General features: G+C 67.5%; 18 protein-coding genes and 1 pseudogene. 4 read left to right on the top strand and 15 right to left on the bottom strand.

What is annotated here, in order from left to right; all coding sequences use genetic code 11:
- Genes WFM69_RS01370 through WFM69_RS01355 form a run of 4 tightly spaced genes read right to left on the bottom strand, consistent with a single transcriptional unit; the run spans position 1 to position 5100 of the window.
- Entirely contained in the window at positions 1 to 1944 is a 1944-nt protein-coding gene (locus WFM69_RS01370) for an MSCRAMM family protein (protein ID WP_337000890.1), read from the bottom strand.
- A 57-nt stretch (positions 1945 to 2001) separates the two neighbouring features.
- The gene (locus WFM69_RS01365; protein WP_337000888.1) at positions 2002 to 2460 is read right to left on the bottom strand and encodes a GNAT family N-acetyltransferase; all 459 of its coding nucleotides are present in this window, start codon (positions 2458 to 2460) and stop codon (positions 2002 to 2004) included.
- 20 nt (positions 2461 to 2480) lie between these two features.
- Positions 2481 to 3536 carry an LLM class flavin-dependent oxidoreductase gene (locus WFM69_RS01360; protein WP_337000886.1) on the bottom strand — a complete coding sequence of 352 codons (1056 nt, stop codon included), beginning with the start codon at positions 3534 to 3536 and terminating at the stop codon, positions 2481 to 2483.
- A 28-nt stretch (positions 3537 to 3564) separates the two neighbouring features.
- Entirely contained in the window at positions 3565 to 5100 is a 1536-nt protein-coding gene (locus WFM69_RS01355; RefSeq protein WP_442928366.1) for a DUF7059 domain-containing protein, read from the bottom strand.
- Between the two features lie 73 nt (positions 5101 to 5173).
- Between WFM69_RS01355 and WFM69_RS01350 the strand changes: the two genes are divergently transcribed.
- The 4 genes from WFM69_RS01350 (at position 5174) to trxA (ending at position 10452) form a co-directional block, all read left to right on the top strand.
- Positions 5174 to 7354, top strand: coding sequence for a DUF6049 family protein (locus WFM69_RS01350; RefSeq protein WP_337000882.1), 2181 nt, complete (start codon positions 5174 to 5176; stop codon positions 7352 to 7354).
- Positions 7347 to 8963: a murein biosynthesis integral membrane protein MurJ gene (gene murJ, locus WFM69_RS01345; RefSeq protein ID WP_337000880.1), complete on the top strand. Its 1617-nt coding sequence runs from the start codon at positions 7347 to 7349 to the stop codon at positions 8961 to 8963. The genes WFM69_RS01350 and murJ overlap by 8 nt, the downstream gene beginning before the upstream one ends.
- Positions 8964 to 9082: 119 nt before the next feature.
- Positions 9083 to 10057: a thioredoxin-disulfide reductase gene (trxB, locus tag WFM69_RS01340; RefSeq protein WP_337000877.1), complete on the top strand. Its 975-nt coding sequence runs from the start codon at positions 9083 to 9085 to the stop codon at positions 10055 to 10057.
- Between the two features lie 71 nt (positions 10058 to 10128).
- Entirely contained in the window at positions 10129 to 10452 is a 324-nt protein-coding gene (gene trxA / locus WFM69_RS01335; RefSeq protein WP_021201395.1) for a thioredoxin, read from the top strand.
- Positions 10453 to 10504: 52 nt separating this feature from the next.
- Here the strand turns inward: trxA and WFM69_RS01330 are convergent, their stop codons facing one another.
- The 11 genes and pseudogenes from WFM69_RS01330 to WFM69_RS01280 all read right to left on the bottom strand — a co-directional run bounded on the left by WFM69_RS01330 (position 10505) and on the right by WFM69_RS01280 (position 21220).
- Positions 10505 to 11116 carry a GNAT family N-acetyltransferase gene (locus WFM69_RS01330; protein WP_337000875.1) on the bottom strand — a complete coding sequence of 204 codons (612 nt, stop codon included), beginning with the start codon at positions 11114 to 11116 and terminating at the stop codon, positions 10505 to 10507.
- A gap of 35 nt (positions 11117 to 11151) precedes the next feature.
- Positions 11152 to 11838, bottom strand: coding sequence for a PIG-L deacetylase family protein (locus WFM69_RS01325; protein WP_337000873.1), 687 nt, complete (start codon positions 11836 to 11838; stop codon positions 11152 to 11154).
- A 30-nt stretch (positions 11839 to 11868) separates the two neighbouring features.
- Positions 11869 to 12756 carry a carbohydrate ABC transporter permease gene (locus tag WFM69_RS01320; RefSeq protein WP_337000871.1) on the bottom strand — a complete coding sequence of 296 codons (888 nt, stop codon included), beginning with the start codon at positions 12754 to 12756 and terminating at the stop codon, positions 11869 to 11871.
- On the bottom strand, positions 12756 to 13730 hold the full coding sequence (locus WFM69_RS01315; RefSeq protein WP_337000870.1) for a carbohydrate ABC transporter permease: 975 nt from the start codon (positions 13728 to 13730) through the stop codon (positions 12756 to 12758). Before WFM69_RS01315 ends, WFM69_RS01320 begins: the two co-directional genes overlap by 1 nt.
- A 62-nt stretch (positions 13731 to 13792) precedes the next feature.
- Positions 13793 to 15097, bottom strand: a complete 1305-nt coding sequence (locus tag WFM69_RS01310) for an extracellular solute-binding protein (RefSeq protein WP_337000868.1) — start codon at positions 15095 to 15097, stop codon at positions 13793 to 13795.
- Positions 15098 to 15123: 26 nt separating this feature from the next.
- Positions 15124 to 16080 (bottom strand): GNAT family N-acetyltransferase, encoded by a 957-nt coding sequence (locus WFM69_RS01305; RefSeq protein WP_337000866.1) that lies wholly within the window; start codon positions 16078 to 16080, stop codon positions 15124 to 15126.
- Between the two features lie 76 nt (positions 16081 to 16156).
- Complete coding sequence (locus tag WFM69_RS01300) at positions 16157 to 17344, bottom strand: exo-beta-N-acetylmuramidase NamZ family protein (protein WP_337000864.1); 1188 nt, start codon at positions 17342 to 17344, stop codon at positions 16157 to 16159.
- A 177-nt stretch (positions 17345 to 17521) separates the two neighbouring features.
- Entirely contained in the window at positions 17522 to 17857 is a 336-nt protein-coding gene (locus WFM69_RS01295; protein WP_337000862.1) for a tryptophan synthase subunit alpha, read from the bottom strand.
- Between the two features lie 9 nt (positions 17858 to 17866).
- Positions 17867 to 19408: pseudogene (locus WFM69_RS01290) on the bottom strand (sugar porter family MFS transporter); the annotation flags it as partial.
- A complete protein-coding gene (locus WFM69_RS01285) occupies positions 19377 to 20345 on the bottom strand; it encodes a ParB/RepB/Spo0J family partition protein (RefSeq protein ID WP_337000860.1) in 969 nt (322 codons plus the stop codon). The gene WFM69_RS01285 and the pseudogene WFM69_RS01290, both read right to left, overlap by 32 nt.
- Complete coding sequence (locus WFM69_RS01280) at positions 20345 to 21220, bottom strand: ParA family protein (RefSeq protein ID WP_337000858.1); 876 nt, start codon at positions 21218 to 21220, stop codon at positions 20345 to 20347. Before WFM69_RS01280 ends, WFM69_RS01285 begins: the two co-directional genes overlap by 1 nt.
- Positions 21221 to 21300: the final 80 nt, after the last annotated feature.

Here is a 21300-nt window from a genome sequence, read left to right as displayed (position 1 = left end):
CTACTTCCGGCCCGAGCGGCGACGCGAGACGATCAGGAGCGTCGCCCCGACCACGAGCACGGCGGCGCCACCCAGAGCCCAGGCGAGGGTCTCGGGGCCGAGGCCGGTCGCAGGGAGACGTCCGGTCGCGTTCCCGGTGCCGGTCGACGGGTCGGGTGAGGGCGAGGGCGACGGCGGCACGACCGCGGCTGCGAGGGTGAAGTCCTGGTCGGAGAAGACCTCACCGGTGTCGGTGATCACGACCGTCCGGGTCGAAGGGCCGACGACGGTGCTGCCCGGGGGCGTGCGCACCGCGACCTCGTAGGTACCCGGTGCAAGAGCGCCGAGCCCGTAGATCCCCTCGGCATCGGTCGTCACCTGTTGCGGATCGCCCGGGCCGGTGACGTCGAGCACGACGTCGGCGAGGGGTGTGCCGTCCTCCGCGCGTACGGTCCCCCCGATCGCACCGAGCCGGGACAGATCGAAGTCGACGCCGTCGACATCCGTCCCGGAGAGAGTCTCGGCGCGGCTCACCGGCGTCTTCGCGAGGTAGCCGCCCGGCGTGGTCATCGTCACGGTGTAGGAGCCGCCGGGGAGCCGCGGGAACGAGTAGCTCCCGTCCGCACCGGTCACCGTCGTGAGGGTTCCGCCGCCCTGCAGCGACGCGGTGATCGTGACCCCGGGAACGCCGGTGCCGTTCCACCGGACCGCGCCGCCGAGCGACGGATTCGCCCGGACGACGAAGTCATCGAGGGTGATCAGGTCCTCGTTGTCCTCGGGAACGACGAACTCGGGTGGTGCCGCGGCGAGGGTGTATCCGGTGGGTACGACGATGGTGGCCTCGTGCGCACCCTCGAGGATCGAGTCGAACAGGTAGGTGCCCGTGGCGTCGGTCGTCGTGGTCTTCTCGCCGATCACGACCGTGACGCCGGCGAGGGGGTTGTCGTTCGCATCCACGACGCGGCCCGTCACCGGGGAGGGCACGATCTGACGCACGAGGAAGTCGACATCCGTGGCGTCGCCGTTCGTGATGTCGACGGCAGCCGTCGTCGCATCGACCGCGATCTTGTCGTCGGGCGACGTGACCCCCACGGTGTACCCGCTCGTGGCGATGAACCCCGGGAACGAGTAGGTGCCGTCGGGCGCAGTGGTCGTCGTCCCGGCGACGGTGCCGTTGCCGTCGGTGAGCGTGAGGGCGACGCCGCCGAGCGGGCCGTCGACGATGTCGGCCACGGTGCCGGAGATGCTGTTCGCCTGTGAGACGAACCACGTCTGGTAGACGGGCAGGCCGGACCGACGGGTGAACACGAAGCTGAGGGAGCGGATCGGCGTCGATGGCTCGAACCACGCGGATGCCCCGTTCGTGTCCATGGCTGCCGCGTTGCCGGTGAGCGTGAGTGTCGCGGCATCCCAGCTGGGGACGTCGTCCGCCGCGCCCGTGCATGCGGGCTTGCCGACCAGCCCGGGCGCGCAGTAGTTGAAGCGATCCCGGAGACCGATCTCCGATGCCGTGAGCACGTGCCCATCCGGGGCGACGGCCACGATGCGCACCGAATCCGCGTCGATGTCGCCGAGGGCGAAGGCCCATCCCGACACGGGTGTCGGAGTGGCGAACGAGTAGGTGGTGGTCGACGGACTCGTGGCGTTGTCCGCCTTGGGCCGGAGGTTGAGGTAGGGCTGGTCGCGGCTGGATCCGTACTTCGCACCGATCGAGGTGCCCTCGGACAGCCACGTCGATGCTCCCGTGATCACGCCGACTTGACCGGCGCGCGAATCGCTCGTCATCGTCGCCGTGAGCGCGGGCTGCGGTGCCACCTGCACCGTCGTCATGAAGGCGCCGCCGCTCCCCGCCAGCGGCGACCAGGTGGCCCACGAGGTCGTCGCTGCGGCCGCGGGAGTCGCGCCGATCAGCACCGCGATGAGCACGATGGCCCCCGCGATGATGCCGTTGCGGCGCACGCGCATGCGGTCAGCGTAGTGAGATACCGGAAGATCGGGAAGGGGAACTGCCGGGAGGACGCGTCAGGCGACGAGCTCCAGGTGCAGGATCGGGTACGGCTGGCCGTCTCCGTCCAGCGCGCTCCGACCGACCTGCACGAATCCGCGGCTGCGGTAGAAGCCGATCGCCTGCGGATTCTGCTCGTTCACGTCGACCTTCGTCACGCCGTGGTGCTGCATGACCTCGGTGAGCAGGGCGGTTCCGACCCCCTCGCCGCGGGCATCGTCCGAGACGAAGAGCATCTCCAGGCTTCCGTCCGCGACACCGGCGAATCCGCACTGTCGTCCCTCACGCTCGGCGACGACGAGGGTGACGGCCGGGAAGTACGACGAGGCCAGGTTCGCTTCGATGCGCTCGAAGTCCGACTCCGTGAGGAAGTCATGGGTCGCGCGCACGGCACTGCGCCAGATCTCCACCAGCGCGGGGTACTCCTGCGGCCCGTGGCTCGGTCGAATCGTCAGCTGGGGGGAGGATGCGTGCACCGACCCATCATCCCATCGCGTCAGACCGCGTCGCCCTGGACGGGTCCTTCCGTGTGGGGCTTCCAGCCGAGGGCGGGTGCCACGTGCGTCGCGAACGACTCCAGCACGTGGAGGTTGTACGCAGGTCCCAGTTGGTTCGGGATCGTCAGCATCAGGGTGTCCGCTGCCATCACGGCCTCGTCCTGACGCAGCTGCTCGATGAGCACATCCGGCTCCGCGGCGTACGTCTTGCCGAATGTGGAGCGGAAGCCGTCGATGATGCCGATCTGGTCGGCGTTCTCCTCGCTGCGCAGGCCGAAGTACGCCCGGTCCATGTCGGACACGAGCGGGAACACGCTGCGACTGACCGACACCCGGGGGCGACCGGTGTGCCCGGCCTCCTTGTACGCCGCGCGGAACAGGTCGATCTGCTCGCGCTGCAGCTCGTGGAACGGCTGTCCGGTGGCTTCGGTGACGAGCGTCGAACTCATCATGTTGAGTCCCTTGCGTCCGGTCTCCTCGGCGGTCGCGCGCGAACCCGACCCCCACCAGATGTGGTCGCGGAGGGTCGGCGACTGCGGCTCGATCTGCAGGTAGCGTCCGGCGCCCACCATGCGCGGATCGCCGGGGGCGATACCCTCACCGTCGATCGCCCGCAGGAAGAGGTCGAACTTCTCGCGGGCGATGACGCTGCCGCGCTCGGTGTCCTCCTCGTCGACGTACCCGAAGGTCTCGTAGCCGCGCAATGCGGTCTCGGGTGACCCACGGCTCACGCCGAGGGCGATGCGGCCGTCGGCGATCAGGTCGAGCGCCGCCGCCTCCTCGGCGAACTGGAACGGGTTCTCGTAACGCATGTCGATCACGCCGGTGCCGACCTCGATGCCCTTGGTGCGTGCAGCCATCGCCGTCAGCAGCGGCATCGGGGAGGCTGCCTGCCGCGCCCAGTGATGCACGCGCACGTACGCGCCGTTCACACCGATCTCATCGGCGCCCTCCGCGATCTCGATGGTCTGCTTCAGCATGTCGCCGGCGGTACGCGTCGCTGAACCGGGCACGTCCGCGTAGTGCCCGAAGGAGAGGAATCCGAAAGCCTTCATGATCCATTCCAACGCATACATCGCATGGCTATTCCCCGGGAACCAGGATGCCGTCGAGCACGAGGCCTCGGATGCGGGGCTCGAGGTCGGCCCACAGCTCGGCGAGCGGCACCTCGAACAGGTCGGCGAGGGCGGCGACGATCTGCCCGACGGTGAGATCTCCGTCGCACGCGCCGACGAACCCGGCGAGCGCAGGGTCGACGTTCACCGTGCGCGCGAACCCTCCGCCCTGACGCAGCTCGATCACGCTCGGGTCGTCGTTTCCCGGCAGCAGGTGTCGCGCCTCGGTGACATCGGGTGCCACGACCAGCGTCGCCGGGATGCCCGCGGCGAGCACGTCATGCGCCGCCAGCCCCGCACCCAACGCCGCCCCCACGTTCGACACCTGCTGGCCGACCCGCTCCACGCGACGCAGCGGCTCGCCCACGGTGCCGCGGCGCATCAGCACATAGCCGAACCCGATCGAGGTCACTCCGCGCGCCGCGAAGTCGTCGAGCCACGCGGTGAGCAGCGGGGTGAAGGCCGCGTCGCGCGGAGTCGTGCCACCGTCGCGGACCCACAGCTCCGCGTAGCCGAGTGGTGAGAGCTCCTCGCGTTCGACCACCCAGAGGTCGAGGTCGGTCGGCACCCATGCCTCGAGCCGCGCGAGTCCGGCCACTCCGGCCCTCGATTCCCAGTTGCCGAGGAGCTGCGCGATGCCGTTCCGGGTGAGGTACGCGGGCGCGCTACGCACGAACTGCTCCACCAGCGCATCCCCGACCAGTCCGCCATCGCGGTACTCGTAGGCGGGCACGCCGTCGACGCGGGGAGTGATCACGAACGGCGGATTGGAGACGATCAGGTCGAATGCCTCGCCCTCCACCGGCTCGAACATGCTCCCGTGTCGGAACTCGATGTTCGACACCCCGTTGAGGTGGGCGTTGAGCTCGGCGAAAGCCAGGGCCCGGTAGGAGATGTCGGTGGCCACGACGGTGCCCGCCCAGCGTGAGATGAGGAGGGCTTGGATGCCGCACCCCGTGCCCAGGTCGAGAGCACGGTCCACCTCGATGGGGACGATCGTCTCGGCGAGCGTGCGCGACGCGCCGCCCACTCCGAGCACGTGGTCGGCGGGCAGTGGCCCCTCGAGCGCCACCTCGTCGAGGTCGCTGGCGATCCACCACTCCCCGACCCCGTCGGCATCCACGAACGACTGCGGCCGCAACAGCGCGGTCGGGGTGACGGTGTCGGCGTCGATCGTGGCGAGGCCGAGGGCGGCGAGCCCGTCGACTCCGAGGTGCGGCAGGGCGGCAGCGACGGGTCCGTGCGGCTGCGGCATGCCGAGCACGAACAGGCGGCCGAGCGTGGCGAGCGCTCCGTCATCGCCGGCGATCGCCCGCAGGATCGGCTCGCGCATCCCCCGCGCGAGGGCGTCGTCGGCCTCGGCACCCCAGAGGCGTCGCAGCGGTTCGGAGCGGAGGTCCGCGGCGTCGAGATCGGCCGCAAGAGCGGCGCAGCGGAGCGGATCGGGGTGGGGTGCGGGGGTGTCGGACACGGCCGTCACTCTACGCGTCTTCAGGGTTCTCATCCCCCGCGCCTCCTAGAATCACAAGGTCAGTACTCACGAGCCGCCTCTGTCCGGGCGTTCGAGGAAGACCTTCATGACCGCGACCACCCCAGAACACGGCCTCCGTGCGCGCCTGCGACGGCTCGCATCGGCGACCGCTGTTCTCACGATCGCGGTCAGCGGCTGTGCGTTGGTCACGCCGGGCGCGGCATTCGCGGCCGACGGCTCGTCGGATGACGATCAGCAGGTGTCGTTGCACGTCTCGGCCGGCCTGCGCGGCCTCATGGCTCCGGGATCGTCGACCACGGCGATCCTCACGGTCGAGAACGACACCGACTCCTCTCTCTCCGGCGGGCAGGTGCAGGTGGAGTTGAACCGCACCCCGCTGACCGATGGCGACGCCGTCTCGAGCTGGCTGGACGACGGCGAGGCGGAGGGCGACTTCGCGGCGATCGGTTCCGATCAGACCAGTGCGATCGACGCGGGCAAGACGGAGACGACGACGATCTTCGTCCCCGAGACCTCCCTCGCCGATCTGACTCCCGGGATCTATCCGATCCGCGCGGAGCTCAGCGGCGCCACCACCGGAAACCCCTCCGACGATCGTGTCGCCGCGGTGGACACCACGGCGACGAGCGTGCTGGTGGTCGCGGATGCCCAGGCGACGCAGATCGGTGTGCTCGTCCCGATCACCGCGACTCCGGAGAACGGATCCCTGCTCACGGCCGACGAACTCGCTGAGCTCACCGACGGCGACGGCGCTCTGACCGCTCAACTCGATGGCGTCGCGGGAACCACCGCTGTGCTCGCGATCGATCCGTCGATCCCCGCGGCGATCCGCGCGCTCGGCTCGGCGGCTCCCGAGACCGCGCGGGATTGGCTGGTGCGGCTCGACGGCCTGACGAACACCCGGTTCGCGCTGCAGTTCGGCGATGCGGATGCCACGGCCCAGGCACAGGCGGGACTGCCGGAGCTCCTCCAGCCGATGTCGTTCGCTCCGTTCCTCGATCCGACAAGGTTCCCCCAGGCGCCGGCGACGGGTGCACCCACCGACTCCCCGGCGTCGACGACTCCGACGCCGAATCCCACCACCTCTCCTGCGCTCCCCACCGATGAGGAGCTCACGGCGATCGACGGTGCACTCCCCCGCATCCTCTGGCCGGAGGGCAGCCTCACCCAGGCCGACCTGACCGCCTTCACGTCGTATCTCGGCGCGGGGACCACGACGATCGTGCCCTCTTCAGCGGTGGGTGGGCAGAGTGCAGCGCACGCGACGGCGGGCGATCACGACCTGCTGGTCACGGATGCCGACGTCTCGAAGACGCTGTCGGACGCGGCGGCTGAGGCCGATCCTGTGGCTCGTCAGCGTCTGCTCGCCGAGGCGACCGCGCGCCTGCAGCTGGCGCAGAGCCGCGCTCCTGGTGCCCCGCTGCTGATCGGCCTCGACCGCGACCAGAAGCGCACCGGCGATGCGCTGCGCGACGCGATCTCGACCGCCGAAACGATCGGATTCGAACTCTCTTCCGTGCGGGCGGCACCGCCGGTCGCCGTGACCCTCGAGGAGGAGCCCGACACCGTGCGTGCCTCGGCAGTGGGGGATCTCCTCGCCGATGAGGGGTCGCTCACGGCGTTCTCGTCGATCCTCACCGACCCGCAGGTGCTGCTCAGCCCGGAGCGCATCCGCATCCTGCGCACCCTCGCGGTCGGCACGTCGGCGAAGGCGTTCGATGCGGGTGTCGAAGCCCACCGCGAACGCACCACCGACACGCTGGCCGCCGTCAGCATCCCCACCTCGAGCACGATTCAACTGCTCACGGCCAACGCCGATCTGCCAATCGCGGTGCGCAACGACCTGCCGTGGCCGGTGACGGTCGAGCTGCACGCCTCGCCCACCGACCCGCGCCTCGATGTGAAGCCCGTGACCGAGACGATCGTGCAGCCGAACTCGACGACCCGCGCCAAGGTTCCGGTCTCGGCCCGTGTGGGCAGCGGCGAGGTCGACCTCCGCCTCAGCCTGTACAGCCCCACCGGCGTGCCGATCCAGGATCAGCAGTCGGTCCGAGTCGCGGTGCGCGCCGAGTGGGAGACCATCGGACTGGTCATCTTCGGCGGTCTCGCGGTCGTGCTGATCGCCTTGGGCGTGATCCGCACGGTCCGCCGCAAGCGTCGCGAGTCCACCGCCGAGGCGGCCGTCGAGGCCGAGATCGATGCCCTGGAAGAGGATGCCGTGAAGACCCGACCGGATGCCGCGCCCAGCGAAGACACGCATGAGTAGCCTCGGTCGCGCGAGTGCCATCATCGGCGCCGGCACCATGGTGTCGCGTCTGACCGGCCTGCTGCGCAGCATCGTGCTCGTCGGAGTGATCGGCTCCTACAAGTCGGGTCCCGCTGATGCTTTTGCGGCCGCGAACACCCTGCCCAACAGTGTGTTCTCACTCATCTCCGTGGGCATCCTCACGGCGGTCATCGTGCCGCAGATCGTGAAGGCGGCGGCGGATGCCGACGGAGGCAACGCCTTCATCTCCAAACTCTTCACCCTCGGGACGGTCGTGCTCGTCGCCGTCACCGCGGTCGCGACGATCGCAGCTCCGTGGCTGATCCAGCTCGTCGCGAGCGGCCTCTCCCCCACGACGCAGGCTCTCGCCACGGCTCTCGCGTACTGGTGTCTCCCGCAGATCCTGTTCTACGGCCTCTACGCCCTCCTGGGTGAGGCGCTGAATGCGCGACGCATCTTCGGTCCGTTCACCTGGGCTCCGGTCGTCAACAACATCGTCTCGATCATCGGCTTCCTCCTGCTGGGGTGGGTGTTCTCGCCGGTCTCGCGGAACTCCGCCGACTGGACTCCCGAGATGATCGCGACCCTCGGTGGCACGGCGACGCTGGGCATCGCGATCCAGGCGCTCGTCCTCCTGCTCTTCTGGCGTCGAACCGGCCTGTCCCTGCGCCCCGACTTCCGGTGGCGCGGGGTCGGACTCGGCAACGTGGGAAAGCTCGCGGGCTGGACCTTCCTGATGGCTTTCGCGTCGCTGGCGGCGGGCGTGCTGCAGGGACGGATCGTCAGCGCGGCTTCCGGGACGGGCGCCTCACTCGCCGTCACGGGGAATGCCTGGCTCATCTTCATGCTCCCGTACTCGGTCATCGTGCTCTCGATCGGAACGCCCTACTTCACCCAGATCAGCGAGCATGCGGCAGCCGGTCGCCATGGAGAGGTGCGCAGCGACATCTCGCGCAGCATCCGCACCCTGCTGTTCTTCATCGTCGCCGCGGTGGCAGCGGTCACCGCGGCAGCGATCCCCGCCTCCCGTGTGTTCACGGAGAGCGCTCCGGATGCGCAGGGCGCCGCTCTCGTGCTGCTCTGCTACCTGATCAGCCTCATCCCGCTCACGATCCTGTTCATCGTGCAGCGCACGTTCTACGCCTACGACGACACCCGCACGCCCTTCTGGTTCACCATCTTCCAGTGCGTGCTGATCGTCGCGACGGCGTTGGCCGCGGCAGGGCTGCTCGCGGCGGATGTGATCCCGCTGACGCAACTCGCCGCCGCCGTGGCTCTCGGACAGTCGATCGCGAGCACGCTGCAGACCATCGTCGCGACGTGGCTGCTGCACCGGAAGATCGGCAGCCTCGGCGTCGCGTCGTGGATGCTGGCGATCGCCCGCTTCGCGATCGCGGGCATCCCGGCCGGATTCGCCGGCTGGGGTGCGTTCCTCCTTCTCGGCGGGACCACGGGCTGGGCCACCTCCGGGGTGATCGCCGCCACGATCGCAACCGCCATCATCGGCATGGTGGTCGTGATCGTCTACGTCGCGATCCTCGCCCTGATGCGCGCGCCCGAGCTCAAGGCCGCGGGCGGTCTGGTCCGCCGATTCCTGCCGGGGCGCTGATCCGCACGCGGAGGCGGCTCCCAGCCCGGTGGCGCACACTGGTCGGGGAATGCCCCGCGGCTACCATGGGTTGAAGCACTCGAAGGTCATTCGACTGCAGTTTCTAAGACGGAGAGCACATGCGTCAGGTCATCATCATCGGCTCCGGCCCCGCCGGATTCACGGCTGCCATCTACGCGGCCAGGGCGAACCTCAAGCCGCTGCTCATCGCGAGCTCGGTCGAGGTCGGCGGCGAGCTGATGAACACCACCGAGGTCGAGAACTACCCGGGTTTCCCCGAGGGCATCCAGGGTCCCGAGCTCATGGCGAAGTTCCAGGAGCAGGCTGAGAAGTTCGGCACCGAGGTCGTTTACGACGACGTCACCGAGCTCCAGCTCGACGGTCCCGTCAAGAAGGTCGTCCTCGGCAGCGGTGCCGAGCATGAGACGGCCGCCCTGATCTACGCGACCGGGTCCGCCTACCGCAAGCTCGGCATCGAGGGCGAGGAGCGCCTGTCCGGCTACGGCGTCTCCTGGTGCGCGACGTGCGATGGGTTCTTCTTCCGTCAGAAGACGATCGCGGTCGTCGGCGGCGGTGACTCCGCGATGGAGGAGGCCACGTTCCTCACCCGCTTCGCCGACAAGGTCTACGTGATCCACCGCAAGGACTCCCTGCGTGCGTCGAAGATCATGCAGGAGCGCGCGTTCGCGAACGAGAAGATCGAGTTCGTGTGGAACAGCGAGGTCGCCGAGGTGCTCGGTGGCGATTCCGTGAACGGTGTGCAGCTGCGGTCCACGGTCGACGGCACGCTCCGCGACCTGCCTCTCGATGGACTGTTCATCGCGATCGGCAACGACCCCCGCACGCACCTCGTGCACGACAAGCTCGACCTCACGGCCGAGGGCACCATCTGGGTCGACGGCCGCTCCTCGCGCACGTCGGTTCCTGGGGTGTTCGCGGCAGGCGATGTGATCGACCCGACCTACCGTCAGGCCATCACGGCTGCCGGCTCCGGCACGGTCGCCGCCCTGGATGCGGAGCACTTCCTCGCGGATTTTGAGGACGCCTCCGTGGAGGTCCCGGCTGCGGAGGCCGCCGAGATCATCACCGCCTGAGCCTCGGGCGGGAACACTTTCACCTCGTCGGCTGTTGTAGCAGACGAACCTCGAATCAAGGAGAAACTCTGATGAGTGCAAAGGCTACGAGCCAGGCGACCTGGGAGCAGGACGTTCTGCAGGCCGACGGTCCCGTGCTGGTGGACTTCTGGGCCGAGTGGTGCGGTCCGTGTCGTATGGTCGCGCCGGTGCTGGACGAGATCCAGGCCGACAACCCCGACAAGATCACGATCCTCAAGCTCAACGTCGACGAGAACCCCGAGCTGGCGATGAAGTACCAGATCACGTCGATCCCGGCGATGAAGGTCTTCCACGGCGGTGAGGTCAAGACGACCATCATCGGCGCCAAGCCGAAGTTCGCGCTCGAGAAGGACCTCGCCGCTTTCATCGGCTGATCCTCCTGAACGACGAGAAGGGCCGCACCTCCGGGTGCGGCCCTTCTGTGTTTCACGTGAAACGCCGCGTCTCGTCGAGTGGCATCCCGAAGGTCACGCCGCCGTGATCGGCGCCGAGCTCGTCGAACCCGAGGCGTCGGTAGAACGCGATGGCCGCGCTGTTCCGTGCCCCCGCCGTCAGCTGAACCCCGTCGACACCCCTCGTCCACAGATGCCCGGCGAGAGCATCGATGAGCCGTCGCCCCCACCCCTGTCCCTGCACCTCGGGCAGCAGGTCGATGTGCAGGTGTGCCGGATAGCGATCCACGAACGACGCAGCCCGCGTGCCCACCGCACGTGCGTATGCGAGCATCGTCGCATCCCTCTCCGAATCCCCCGCCTGACTGCGGTGCCGTGGCTCCCGCGGCGGCCACCATGCGTACTGGAACCAGCGCTCGAACGCCGCGGTGTCCGGTGCGCACACGACGTAGCCGACGACGCGCCTCCCGTCGTCGACCACGAAGGTGCCCTCCGGATGCCATGCCGCATAGGGAAGAGCGAAGACGTCGGCCAGCAGGCCGGACGAACGGTAGAGCCCCGTCGCGTCTGCCCCGGCGTCGCCGGTGCGCAGGCACACGTCGGCGAGGTCATCCTCGTCCCCCTGCCGGAAGGGCCGAAGACGCATCAGCGCCCCCGGCCCTTCGTCCGTGCCCGTCGGGATCACGGACCCGCGAGCTCGGCGCCCTTGTCGCCGCGCTTGAAACCGCACGCGCGGGTGGTGCCGGCCAAGCAGCCCTTCGCGAGCATGTTGGCGCTGTAGTAGTCGATGTACCGGAAGCCATACGTCTCACCTCGGGCGAAGGCCTGGCCCTCGATCGCGGCGCGCCACGCATCGAACGCGGCATCGGGGATGTCGACGTACAGGTCGGGAGTGAAGTCCTCCGCGTCCTCCCAGTTGTCCGCGTGCAGGAACTGCGAGATCCCGTGCCGACCGTACGGGCTGTCGACGGGGAGCGACGCGAGGAATCGCCCGCGCTCCGCGAGGATCGCCGCACGCTCGTGGTCGCGGTGGATGCTCTTCGTCCAGTGCGTGATGAGGATCTCGGGCTTCTCCTGGCGGATGATGTCGGCGATCTGCTCGGCCGCGGAGTCGTCGTCCGGCAGGAAGCCGTCCGAGTAGTCCAGCACGCGGAACTCGGCCCCGATCCCCGCAGCGAAGGCTTCGCCCTCGGCGACCTTCTGCTTCCGGTACTCGTCGGGGCTGATCGTGGGGTGCCCCCGCTCGCCGTAGGTGCAGGCGAGGATGATCGCACGATCGCCCTCCTGCACCATCTTCGCGAGGGTCGGCCCCGCCGTCAGGTCCATGTCGCCGATGTGTCCGCCGATGGCGAGAACAGTCCTACCCATGTGTCGTCACTCCGTTTCTTGGGGTGGGGGTCATTTCATTCCGCTGAGCATGACGCCGCGGACGTAGTACTTCTGAAGGAACAGGAAGATGAGAAGCACCGGGAGGGTGCTGATCACGATGCCGGCCATGACGATCGGCATGGTGCGGTTCGGGTCGATGAAGCTCTGCAGCATCTGGATGCCCACCGGCAGCGTCATCAGGTCGGGGTTCGCCGAGGCGATCAGCGACGACCAGATGTACTCGTTCCACTGGCCGACGAAGGTGATCACGCCCAGGGTGATCGCGACCGGGGTGGCCTGAGGCAGCACGATGTTGAAGAACAGCCGCCACTCCCCCGCTCCGTCGATGCGCGCCGCCTCCAGCATCTCGTCCGGCACGCCCACCATGAACTGCCGCATCAGGAAGATGCCGAAGCCGCTCACGAGGAACGGCAGCATCAGCGAGACGATGTTGTTCGTCATGCCGCCGAAGCTGCCCTGTCCGAGGATGTTGTTCCCGCCGACGAGCGGCCAGTTCAGCATGATCAGGAAGTCGGGGATCAACAGCAGGAAGGGCGGCAGCATCATGGTCGCCAGCACGAACCGGAAGATCACGTCTCGTCCACGGAAGCGCAGCTTCGCCAGGGCGTAGCCGGCCATCGCCGAGGTGATCAGCACGGATGCGGTCACCACGAGCGTCACCATCGTGCTGTTGAAGAACAGCTTGTCCAGCTGCAACTGCTCGAACGCGGCGGTGTAGTTGTCCCAGGTCCAGTTCTCGGGGAAGAAGCGGTACGGGAAGATGCCGTACTCCCCCGGTCCCTTCAGCGAACTGAAGACGGTGTCGAAGAACGGGACGATCATCATCACGCCGCCGATCGCGACGACGAGGTACGAGATCCAGGGGAGCGGGTGGCGCTTGCTCTTGCGGACGCCCATCAGTCGTCTCCTCCGGTGCGACGGCTGATCCACAACTGGAGCAGCGTGATGATGAAGATGATGAGGAACAGCACCATGGCCATCGCGCTCGCGGTGCCCCAGGCACCGAACTTGAAGGCCTGCTGATACATCTCGAACGCGGCGACGTTGGTGGCGTTGGCGGGTCCGCCGTCCTTCGTCATCACGATGATGAGGGCGAACGACTGCAGTCCGGCGATGCACTGGGTGATGAACACGAACACGAGAGAAGGGCGCAGCAGCGGGAGCGTGATGCTCCAGAACGTGCGCCACGAGTTCGCGCCGTCGATCTCCGCGGCCTCGTACATGGTCTTGTCGATGCCCTTGATGCCGGCGGTGAGGATCAGCACCGCGGCGCCGATCGATGCCCACGCCTGCACGACGGCGACCGCGGGCAGAGCCAGGTTCGGGTCGGAGAGGAAGCCGATCGAGTTCACGCCCACCGCGTTGAGCAGGGCGTTGATGAGACCGGCCGGCTGGTAGAGCATCTTCCAGACGTTGCCGATCGCGACGACGGTCGCCACGACGGGCAGGAAGTACAGGAACCGCCAGAAGCCCTGGAATCGCAGGCGTTCGATGAGCTGCGCGACGACGACGGAGCCGCCGACCGCGAGCACCACGGCAATGATCGCGAACAAGAACGTGTTCACCAGGATCGGCTGCACGAACTTGCTGTCCAGCTGCAGGATCTCCGCGTAGTTCTGGAATCCGGTGAACTCGATCTTCGTGAGGTCGAATCCGCCCCAGGTCGACAACGAGAGGAAGATCGCGAAGAACGTGGGCAGGATCAGGAAGACGGTGAAGAACAGCAGGGAGGGCGCCAGGAACAGGTATCCCGCGCGCGCCTCCCGTCGGAAGCGCCGCGCACGAGGCTTGGCCTTCTTCCCGACCGTCGTCACCGCGATCGTGTCCTCGGCGGCTTCCTGCGCCGCCGTCATGAGTGTGGGATTGGCCATCGGCCCTCCGTGGGTGGTCTCGGTGGAGGGCGGGGATCAGGGGTCCCCGCCCTCCGGTGGTGCTACTGGGCGTCGATCTCCTTGACCAGCTTCGAGAAGGTGGTCTTCACGTCCGCGCCGTTGACGATGATGTCGTTGAGCGCGGTGTTGGTCGACGTCTTCGCCTCGTAGGCGTTGGAGGCGTTCGACTCCGCCATGGCGTAGTCGGCCGCAGCGTAGATCGCCTCGAGGTTCGGTTCCTCGGCGAGGTACTTCGGCCCGAGGATCTCGGCGTCGGCGGTGCGCGGCGGGATCAGACCCTGCGCGGCGAGGAAGTCGCCGAGTGCGGTGACGCCCTGGTCGTTCTCATGCGAGTTGAGCCAGCTGAGGAACTTCCAGGCCTCCTCCTGGTGCTGGCTGCCCGAGTTCACGCCGGTGAAGAAGCTGTAGGCGAGCGAGCCCACGTCTCCGGTCTTCGGTCCGGGCACCGGAGCGACACCTACGTTGGCGTAGTCGTCGCCCATCGATGCCTTGAGGCTGCCGATCCACCATCCGGCCTGGACGGCCATCGCGACGCCGCCGGTCGGGAACGCCTTGGTCGGCATGATCGACGTCGAGGTCGCTCCGGTCTCAGCCAGGTCGGCCTCGAGCTGCATCGTGTCCTCGGCCTTCTTGTCCATGGCGGACTTACCGTCGGGGGCGAGGAACTCTCCGCCCGCCGAGTCGAGCAGCGAGAGGAACGGGTGCACCGTGTGGTTGTCGCCGTCCTGGATGAGCGACAGGCCCTGGACGATGGTGTTGCCGGAGCCGTCCTTCTGTGTGGTGGCGTTGGCGACCTCGGTCAGCTCGTCCCAGTTGGCGGGCGGGGCGTCGTAGCCGGCGTCCGCGAGGATCTTCTTGTTGTAGAAGAGTGCGTAGGTGTTGAACTCCGTCGGGTAGCCGAGGATCTTCCCGTCTCCCGTGGTGACCGAGGCGAGAGCGGCGGCGCTGTAGTTGTCGGTGATGTCGGCGACCACGTCCTCGGGCGGGGCGGAGAGCACGCCGTTGGCCTGCAGCTGTCCGCCCCAGAGGGAGTAGGAGCTGACGATGTCAGCGCCGCGTCCACCTGTCTGGCGCACGTTGAGGGTGGTGAGCAGCTCGTCGAAGTTGACGGCCTGCGAGGTCACCTGGATGTCGGGGTTCTCCTCGTTCCACTGGTCGATGAGGTCGCCGATACCGGTCTTGAACGGGTCGCTGCCGTAGTGGCTGAGGAAGGTGAGGTTCACGACGCCGTCGTCTCCGCCGCCTTCCGCTCCCGTGGTGCATCCGGCGAGGGCGAGGGCGGCCGTGCCGGCGATCGCGATCGTGGTCATCATGCGTCGGCTACGACGCTGTGCTGCAGACTTCATGTGGTTCCTCTCGGGTGTGGTCCGCCTCAGGCGGCGATGGGGGCGTGCATGATCGTGAAGGTCCGAGTGATCTCGAACCCGGTGTTGAGGTACAGGTGTCCCGCAGCGGAGGTCTCCTCGGTCCAGAGGAACCAGGCACTGTGGGCGCCGAGGGCGCGCATGCGCTCGAGCGTGAGGTGCAGGAGCACCTTGCCGAGCCCGGTCCCCCGGCTCTCGGGCAGTACGCCGAACGGACCGAACCGCTCCAGCACGTTCTCGTAGGTGCCGTGCATGGCCCAGCCGAGCATGTCCCCCTCCGGGTTGCGGCAGACCATGATCCGTTCGAGCGACTGCCCCCCGAGCACTCCTTCGCGGATGCCGCGGGACCAGTCGGCGTTGAACTGTCCGGCGATCTCGATCAGGTCCACGAGGTCGTCTCCGCTGGGCGAGAAGAACGTCCATCCCTGCGCACGGAGGTCGGCGATCCGGGCACGCACGTCGTCCGGCATCGCGTAGTCGTTGAGGGTGCGGTCCATCGCGACCGAGGTGTACTGGGTCGTGAATCCCATGGAGCGCAGGAAGGCGTCGGCCTCCGGGTAGCGGTCGGCGTCGAGGCCCGGCAGGAAGTAGTTGGGCGTGTACGACGAGAAGTAGACCGTCTGCACTCCGTGGCCGGCCAGCCACTGTTTCGCGGCAGTCATCAGCGCCGTGGCGATACCTTCACGGCGCGCGCTCGGTACGACGAAGAAGAAGGGAATCCACCCGGAGGTGGGCTCCAGGTCGTCGCCGTCGGCGGCGATCTGACGTCGCACGGCGTAGACCGCTCCGACGATCTCGCCGTCGGTCTCGGCGAGGAACAGTCCTTCGGCGTCGAAGTTCCGGTCGAGGAGGAACATGTCGCGGAAGCGCTCGTAGGTGATGCCGTCTGCGGGGGCGGCCTCGGTCCAGGCCCGCGCGATCCCCGGGCCGTCGCCGGCACGGAATGTCCTGATGATGTTCTCCATTGAATCTCCTGGTTGGTGGTGCCGTGACAGTTGTGTCAGTCAGTTTTGGTCTTCATCGACGCGAGGGAAATGATTTTCATCGCGGGTAGAGCAGGACGTCCTCGCCGTAGACGTCGGTGACGCGCCGTGGTGTGTGATCGAGCGCGGCGAACGCACTGTCACCGTTGATCGCGTCGCGCAGCGCGGTCGAGCCCCACAGCCGATCGAGCGCGTATCCGGAGTCCCCTGGATCGAGGCGTTCCCCGGCGTTGAGACTGCGCACGCTCTCGGGAGCCGACGCCTTCGCCGCCTCGAGGATCGCGAGTGCGGTGCCCACGCTGTCGTAGACGGCATGGTCCGTGATGTGCAGCTGGATTCCGCGTGCGGTCTCCCCCGCGTGCTTGTGGAACGTCGGCTGGAAGGCGACGTCACGGAACAGCACTCCGGGAAGATCCCGAGAGCGGAGATCCTCAGCGAATGCGGCGGTGAGGAACGGAGCACCGATGGTCTCGAACGGACGGGTCGTTCCGCGTCCCTCGCTGAGGGTCGTGCCCTCCACGAGTCCGGTGCCGCTGAACGCGTACACCGAGTCGAGCGTCGGGATGTTCGGAGACGGCGGAACCCACGGCAGTCCGGTGGCCGTCCAGTCCTTCGTCGCATCCCAGTCTTCGAGTTCGACGACGTGCAGGTCGAGGTGCAGACCGTCGTCGGCGAGATCGCGACTCGCGAACAGTCGCGCGAGTTCTCCCGCGGTGAGACCGTGGCGCTGATGGATGTCGCTGCGCCCGACGAAGCTGGTGAAGCGTTTCTCGCTCACACCAGGACCGGCCAGTACGGCGCCACCGAGCGGATTGGGGCGATCCAGCACGGTGAACGGCAGTCCGAGTCGAGCCGCGCTTCGCATCGCGTCGTACATCGTCCAGATGTAGGTGTAGAACCGCACGCCGATGTCCTGCATGTCGAAGGCGAGCGCGTCCACGCCGGCGTCGACGATCATCTGGTCCAGCTGCTCCCCCTCCGAGAGGTAGGTGTCGCTGAAACGCAGACCGGAGCGTTCGTCGCGCTCGATCACGGAGCTCTCGCCGGCCTGCACAGCACCGTCGAGCCCATGCTCCGGGCCGAAGAGGTGGTGCAGGGGAACTCCGCCGGCGAGCAGCGCGTCGATGTTGCGCGACAGGTCCGGCATCGTGCCGGTGAAGTTCGTGAGCAGGCCGATGCGGTTTCCCGCGATCGCAGTGGACCCTGCGGCTGCGCGCTCCGCTCCGATGCGAATGCGTGACGCCATGTCGAACTCCTTCGTCTTCATGTATGCGCGTCAGTGCGGGTTCATCGAGCCGCTCCGTCGCCTTGCTGTCACCTTTTTACCATTGTTGCATGATTTATGAAAATCATGTTCATGCACATTTCGCGTGCATGAGAAAGCCCCTGCCTCCACAGAGGTCAGGGGCGTGTCGGTGCGGGTTCAGGAGGCGTCGGCGACGGACGGATCCCAGCGGCGATGACGCTGCTTCTCGTCCAGCAGCCCCCACACGGCGGAGGTCAGCTCCGGATACTCCAGGGCGATCTGCCGCAGCACTCGGTAGTGCCGCGCTGCGTTGGGGCGCACTCCGTCATTGGCATTGATGTTGTCGGCGCGGAGCAGGTACACGACGAGCTCGTCGACGCTCGGCAGCTCCTCCATGAACTCCCAGGGGTCTTCCCCGGCGAGCAGGCGCTCCTGGATGAGGACCGCGAGTTCGTCCGCCGCCTCGGCGCGCAGCACTTCCAGGCTGGCGCGGCGCTGTACGGACTCGGTCATGCCTCAAGCCTACGTCGGCTGCGGACCCCTCCGTCGCTCCACGGTCATGTTCTCCGTCATGTCCTCGAGCTCGCGCCCCTTGGTCTCGGGGACCTTGAAGAACACGAAGAAGAACGACAGCAGCGCGAAGAACGCGTAGAACCCGTAGGCGAACGTCAGGCCGATCTCGGCGAACGCCGGGAACGTGGTGGAGATGAAGAAGTTCGCCACCCACTGCGCGGCCGCGGCCACGGCGAGGGCTCCCGCGCGGATCGAGTTCGGGAAGATCTCCCCGAGCAGCACCCAGACCAGCGGCCCCCAGCTCGCCCCGAAGAACACCACGAAACCGTTCGCGCAGACGAGTGCGATGGTGGCCCAGGGGTCCGGCAGCGTGGCCGTCCCCTGAGCGTCGAGCGTGCCGGACGAGAAGGCCACGGCCATGAGGCCGAGCGTCACGGTCATCCCGACGGAGCCGACCAGCAGCATGATGCGGCGACCGATGCGATCGACGAGGAGAATCGCGACGATCGTCACCACGATGTTCGTGACCGAGGTGATCACCGAGGTGAGCAGCGCGCTGGACTCGTCGAAGCCCACGGACTGCCAGAGCGTGGTCGAGTAGTAGAAGATCACGTTGATGCCAACGAACTGCTGGAACACCGACAGCAGGATGCCGATCCACACGATCGGCTTCAGCCCGAGGCGGTGTCCGCGCAGGTCACGCAGCGACTCCGAGCGCTCGGTGTCGATCGTTCCCGTGATCTCTTCGATCTTCCCCTGCACGTCGATCGTCCCGGTGACGGTCTCGAGCACCTCGGCCGCCCGTTTCAGCTCGCCCTTGCGGACCAGGTAGCGCGGAGACTCCGGCAGTCGGAGGGACATGATGCCGTAGACCAGCGCGGGGATCGCGGCGACCATGAACATCCAGCGCCAGGCGGTCAGTCCCCACAGCGGCTGGTCGGCCGCGCCCGCGATTCCGGCGAGCAGGGCGTCGGAGAGGAGCGCCGCGAAGATACCCGTGACGATGGCGAGCTGCTGCAGTGATCCGAGACGTCCACGGATCGCGGCCGGAGAGACCTCGGCGATGTAGGCCGGGGCGATGACGGAGGCGGCTCCCACACCGAGTCCGCCGATCACCCGCCAGATGATCAGGTCGACGACGCTGAAGGCGAGTCCAGATCCGATCGCCGACACGAAGAACATCGTCGCCGCGACGACCATGACCGGGATGCGACCGTACCTGTTGGATACGGGGCCGGCGAACCACGCGCCGACCGCGCAACCGATCAGGGCCGACGAGACCGCGAAGCCTTTCAGCGCGGTTCCGAGGTCGAAACCGGAGACATCACCGGCCAGCGCGTCGACGGCCCCATTGATCACCGCGGTGTCGAAGCCGAACAGGAACCCACCCAACGCGGCGGCGATGCTCACCGCGATCACCCGGCGCTTGATGGTCGCCGGGTTGGCTGCTCTGGACATGAGATCCCCCTCGTCGTCGAGATGACGCGAGTCTAGGGGACCGCTGGGTCTGCCGGGGGTGCTACTTCGCGGAGCCGTAGCCGCTTTCGCCGAGCTCCTCGAGGATGCGGTTCAGATCCTGAATCGAAGCGAAATCGATCGTGACCTGGCCTTTCCGTGCACCGAGCGAGATCTTGACGCGCGTGTTGAGTCGGTCACCGAGGTTGCCGGCGACCTCATCGAGATACGCGCGGCGCGCGCCCGGGGTGGCCTTCGCGGTCTTTCCCGCGGCAGGCTGAGACTTGGCCGCCTCCTCCGTCGCGCGCACCGACAGGTCTTCGTTCACGACCTTGTCCGCGAGACGCTGCATCGACTCCGGGGTGTCGAGGCTGAGGATCGCGCGGGCGTGCCCGGCGGTGAGGACGCCGGCGGCGACCCGCTGCTGCACCGGCACGGGCAGCTTCAGCAGACGGATGGTGTTGCTGATCTGCGGACGGGACCGCCCGATGCGCGTCGCAAGCTCTTCCTGGGTGATGCCGAAGTCGTCGAGGAGCTGCTGGTAGGCCGATGCCTCTTCCAGCGGGTTCAGCTCGGATCGGTGGAGGTTCTCGAGAAGCGCATCGCGGAGGAGGTCTTCATCCGCGGTGTCACGGACGATCGCCGGGATGAAGGCGAGTCCGGCCTCTCGGGCGGCACGCGTGCGCCGCTCCCCCATGATGAGCTCGTACTCGTCGTCCGCGTTCTTGCGGACGACGACGGGCTGCAGCACGCCGAACTCCCGCACGCTGTGCACCAGCTCCGCGAGGTCCTCCGCGTCGAAGTGCGTGCGCGGCTGGCGAGGGTTCGCGACGATCGTGTTCGGGTCGACCTGGATCAGGTGAATCCCGGGGACTGTTTCGAGCTCGGTCGCGTCTGCTTCGCTCGCTCCAGCTTCGGTGGCAGCCTGTCGCAGGCTGGCACCCGGGAAGAACACGTCCACGGGCCGTTCGGTCTGGTCGGCCGTGGGGATGAGGGCACCGATTCCACGGCCCAGCCCAGTGCGCTTCGCCATCATTTCTCCTTGCTCTGCGTCGCCGTCCGCGACGCGATCTCGACAGCGGCCTCGCGGTATGCGATCGCGCCGGCGGACTGTCCGTCATAGGCGATCACCGTCTGGCCGAAACTCGGGGCCTCGGATACACGTACGGAACGCGGGATCACCGTCTCCAACACCTGCTCCGGGAAGTGTGTGCGGACCTCTTCTGCCACCTGCTGGGCGAGACGCGTGCGTCCGTCGAACATCGTCAGCAGGATCGTCGAGAGGTGCAGCACCGGATTCAGATGCTTCTGGATCATCTGGATGCTGCCGAGCAACTGGCTCAGCCCTTCGAGGGCGTAGTACTCGCACTGGATGGGGATGAACACCTCTGTCGCGGCCGTGAAGGCGTTGATGGTGAGGAGTCCCAAGGACGGCGGGCAGTCGATGATGACGAAGTCCATCGGGTTGTCCTCGAGGTAGGTCTCGAGTGCGCGGCGGAGACGATGCTCACGCGCGACTTGAGCGACCAGCTCGATCTCCGCCCCCGCCAGGTGGATGGTGCTGGGGGCACAGAAGAGATTCAGATCCTCCGGGCTCGCTTGCACGATGTCCGCCAGGGGGAACTCATCGATCAGGACGTCGTAGACACTGGGAACCTCTGCACTGTGCGGCACACCCAAAGCCGTCGAGGCGTTGCCCTGCGGATCGAGATCGATCACAAGCACCTTCGCGCCCATACCCGCGAGGGCAGATGCGATGTTCACCGCAGTCGTGGTCTTGCCGACCCCGCCCTTCTGGTTCGATACCGTCAGCACACGGGTCTCCCCCGTGAACTCCACGCGAGCGGCTTCCAGAGCACGTCTGCGGGCGGAGAGGTCGGCGAGTTCCCGCGCGAGCGGTGTATCCATCCCGAACGAATCACTCGGGGATGTCTTCTCGGATTGTTTCACGTGAAACATCCACTCCTTTCGGGGCCGCATTCCACTCT

It is taken from the genome of Microbacterium sp. LB12, assembly GCF_037150835.1.
Taxonomy (GTDB): domain Bacteria; phylum Actinomycetota; class Actinomycetes; order Actinomycetales; family Microbacteriaceae; genus Microbacterium.
Note: the sequence above shows the minus strand (reverse complement) of the source record. Positions and strands in the feature narration are given on the sequence as shown.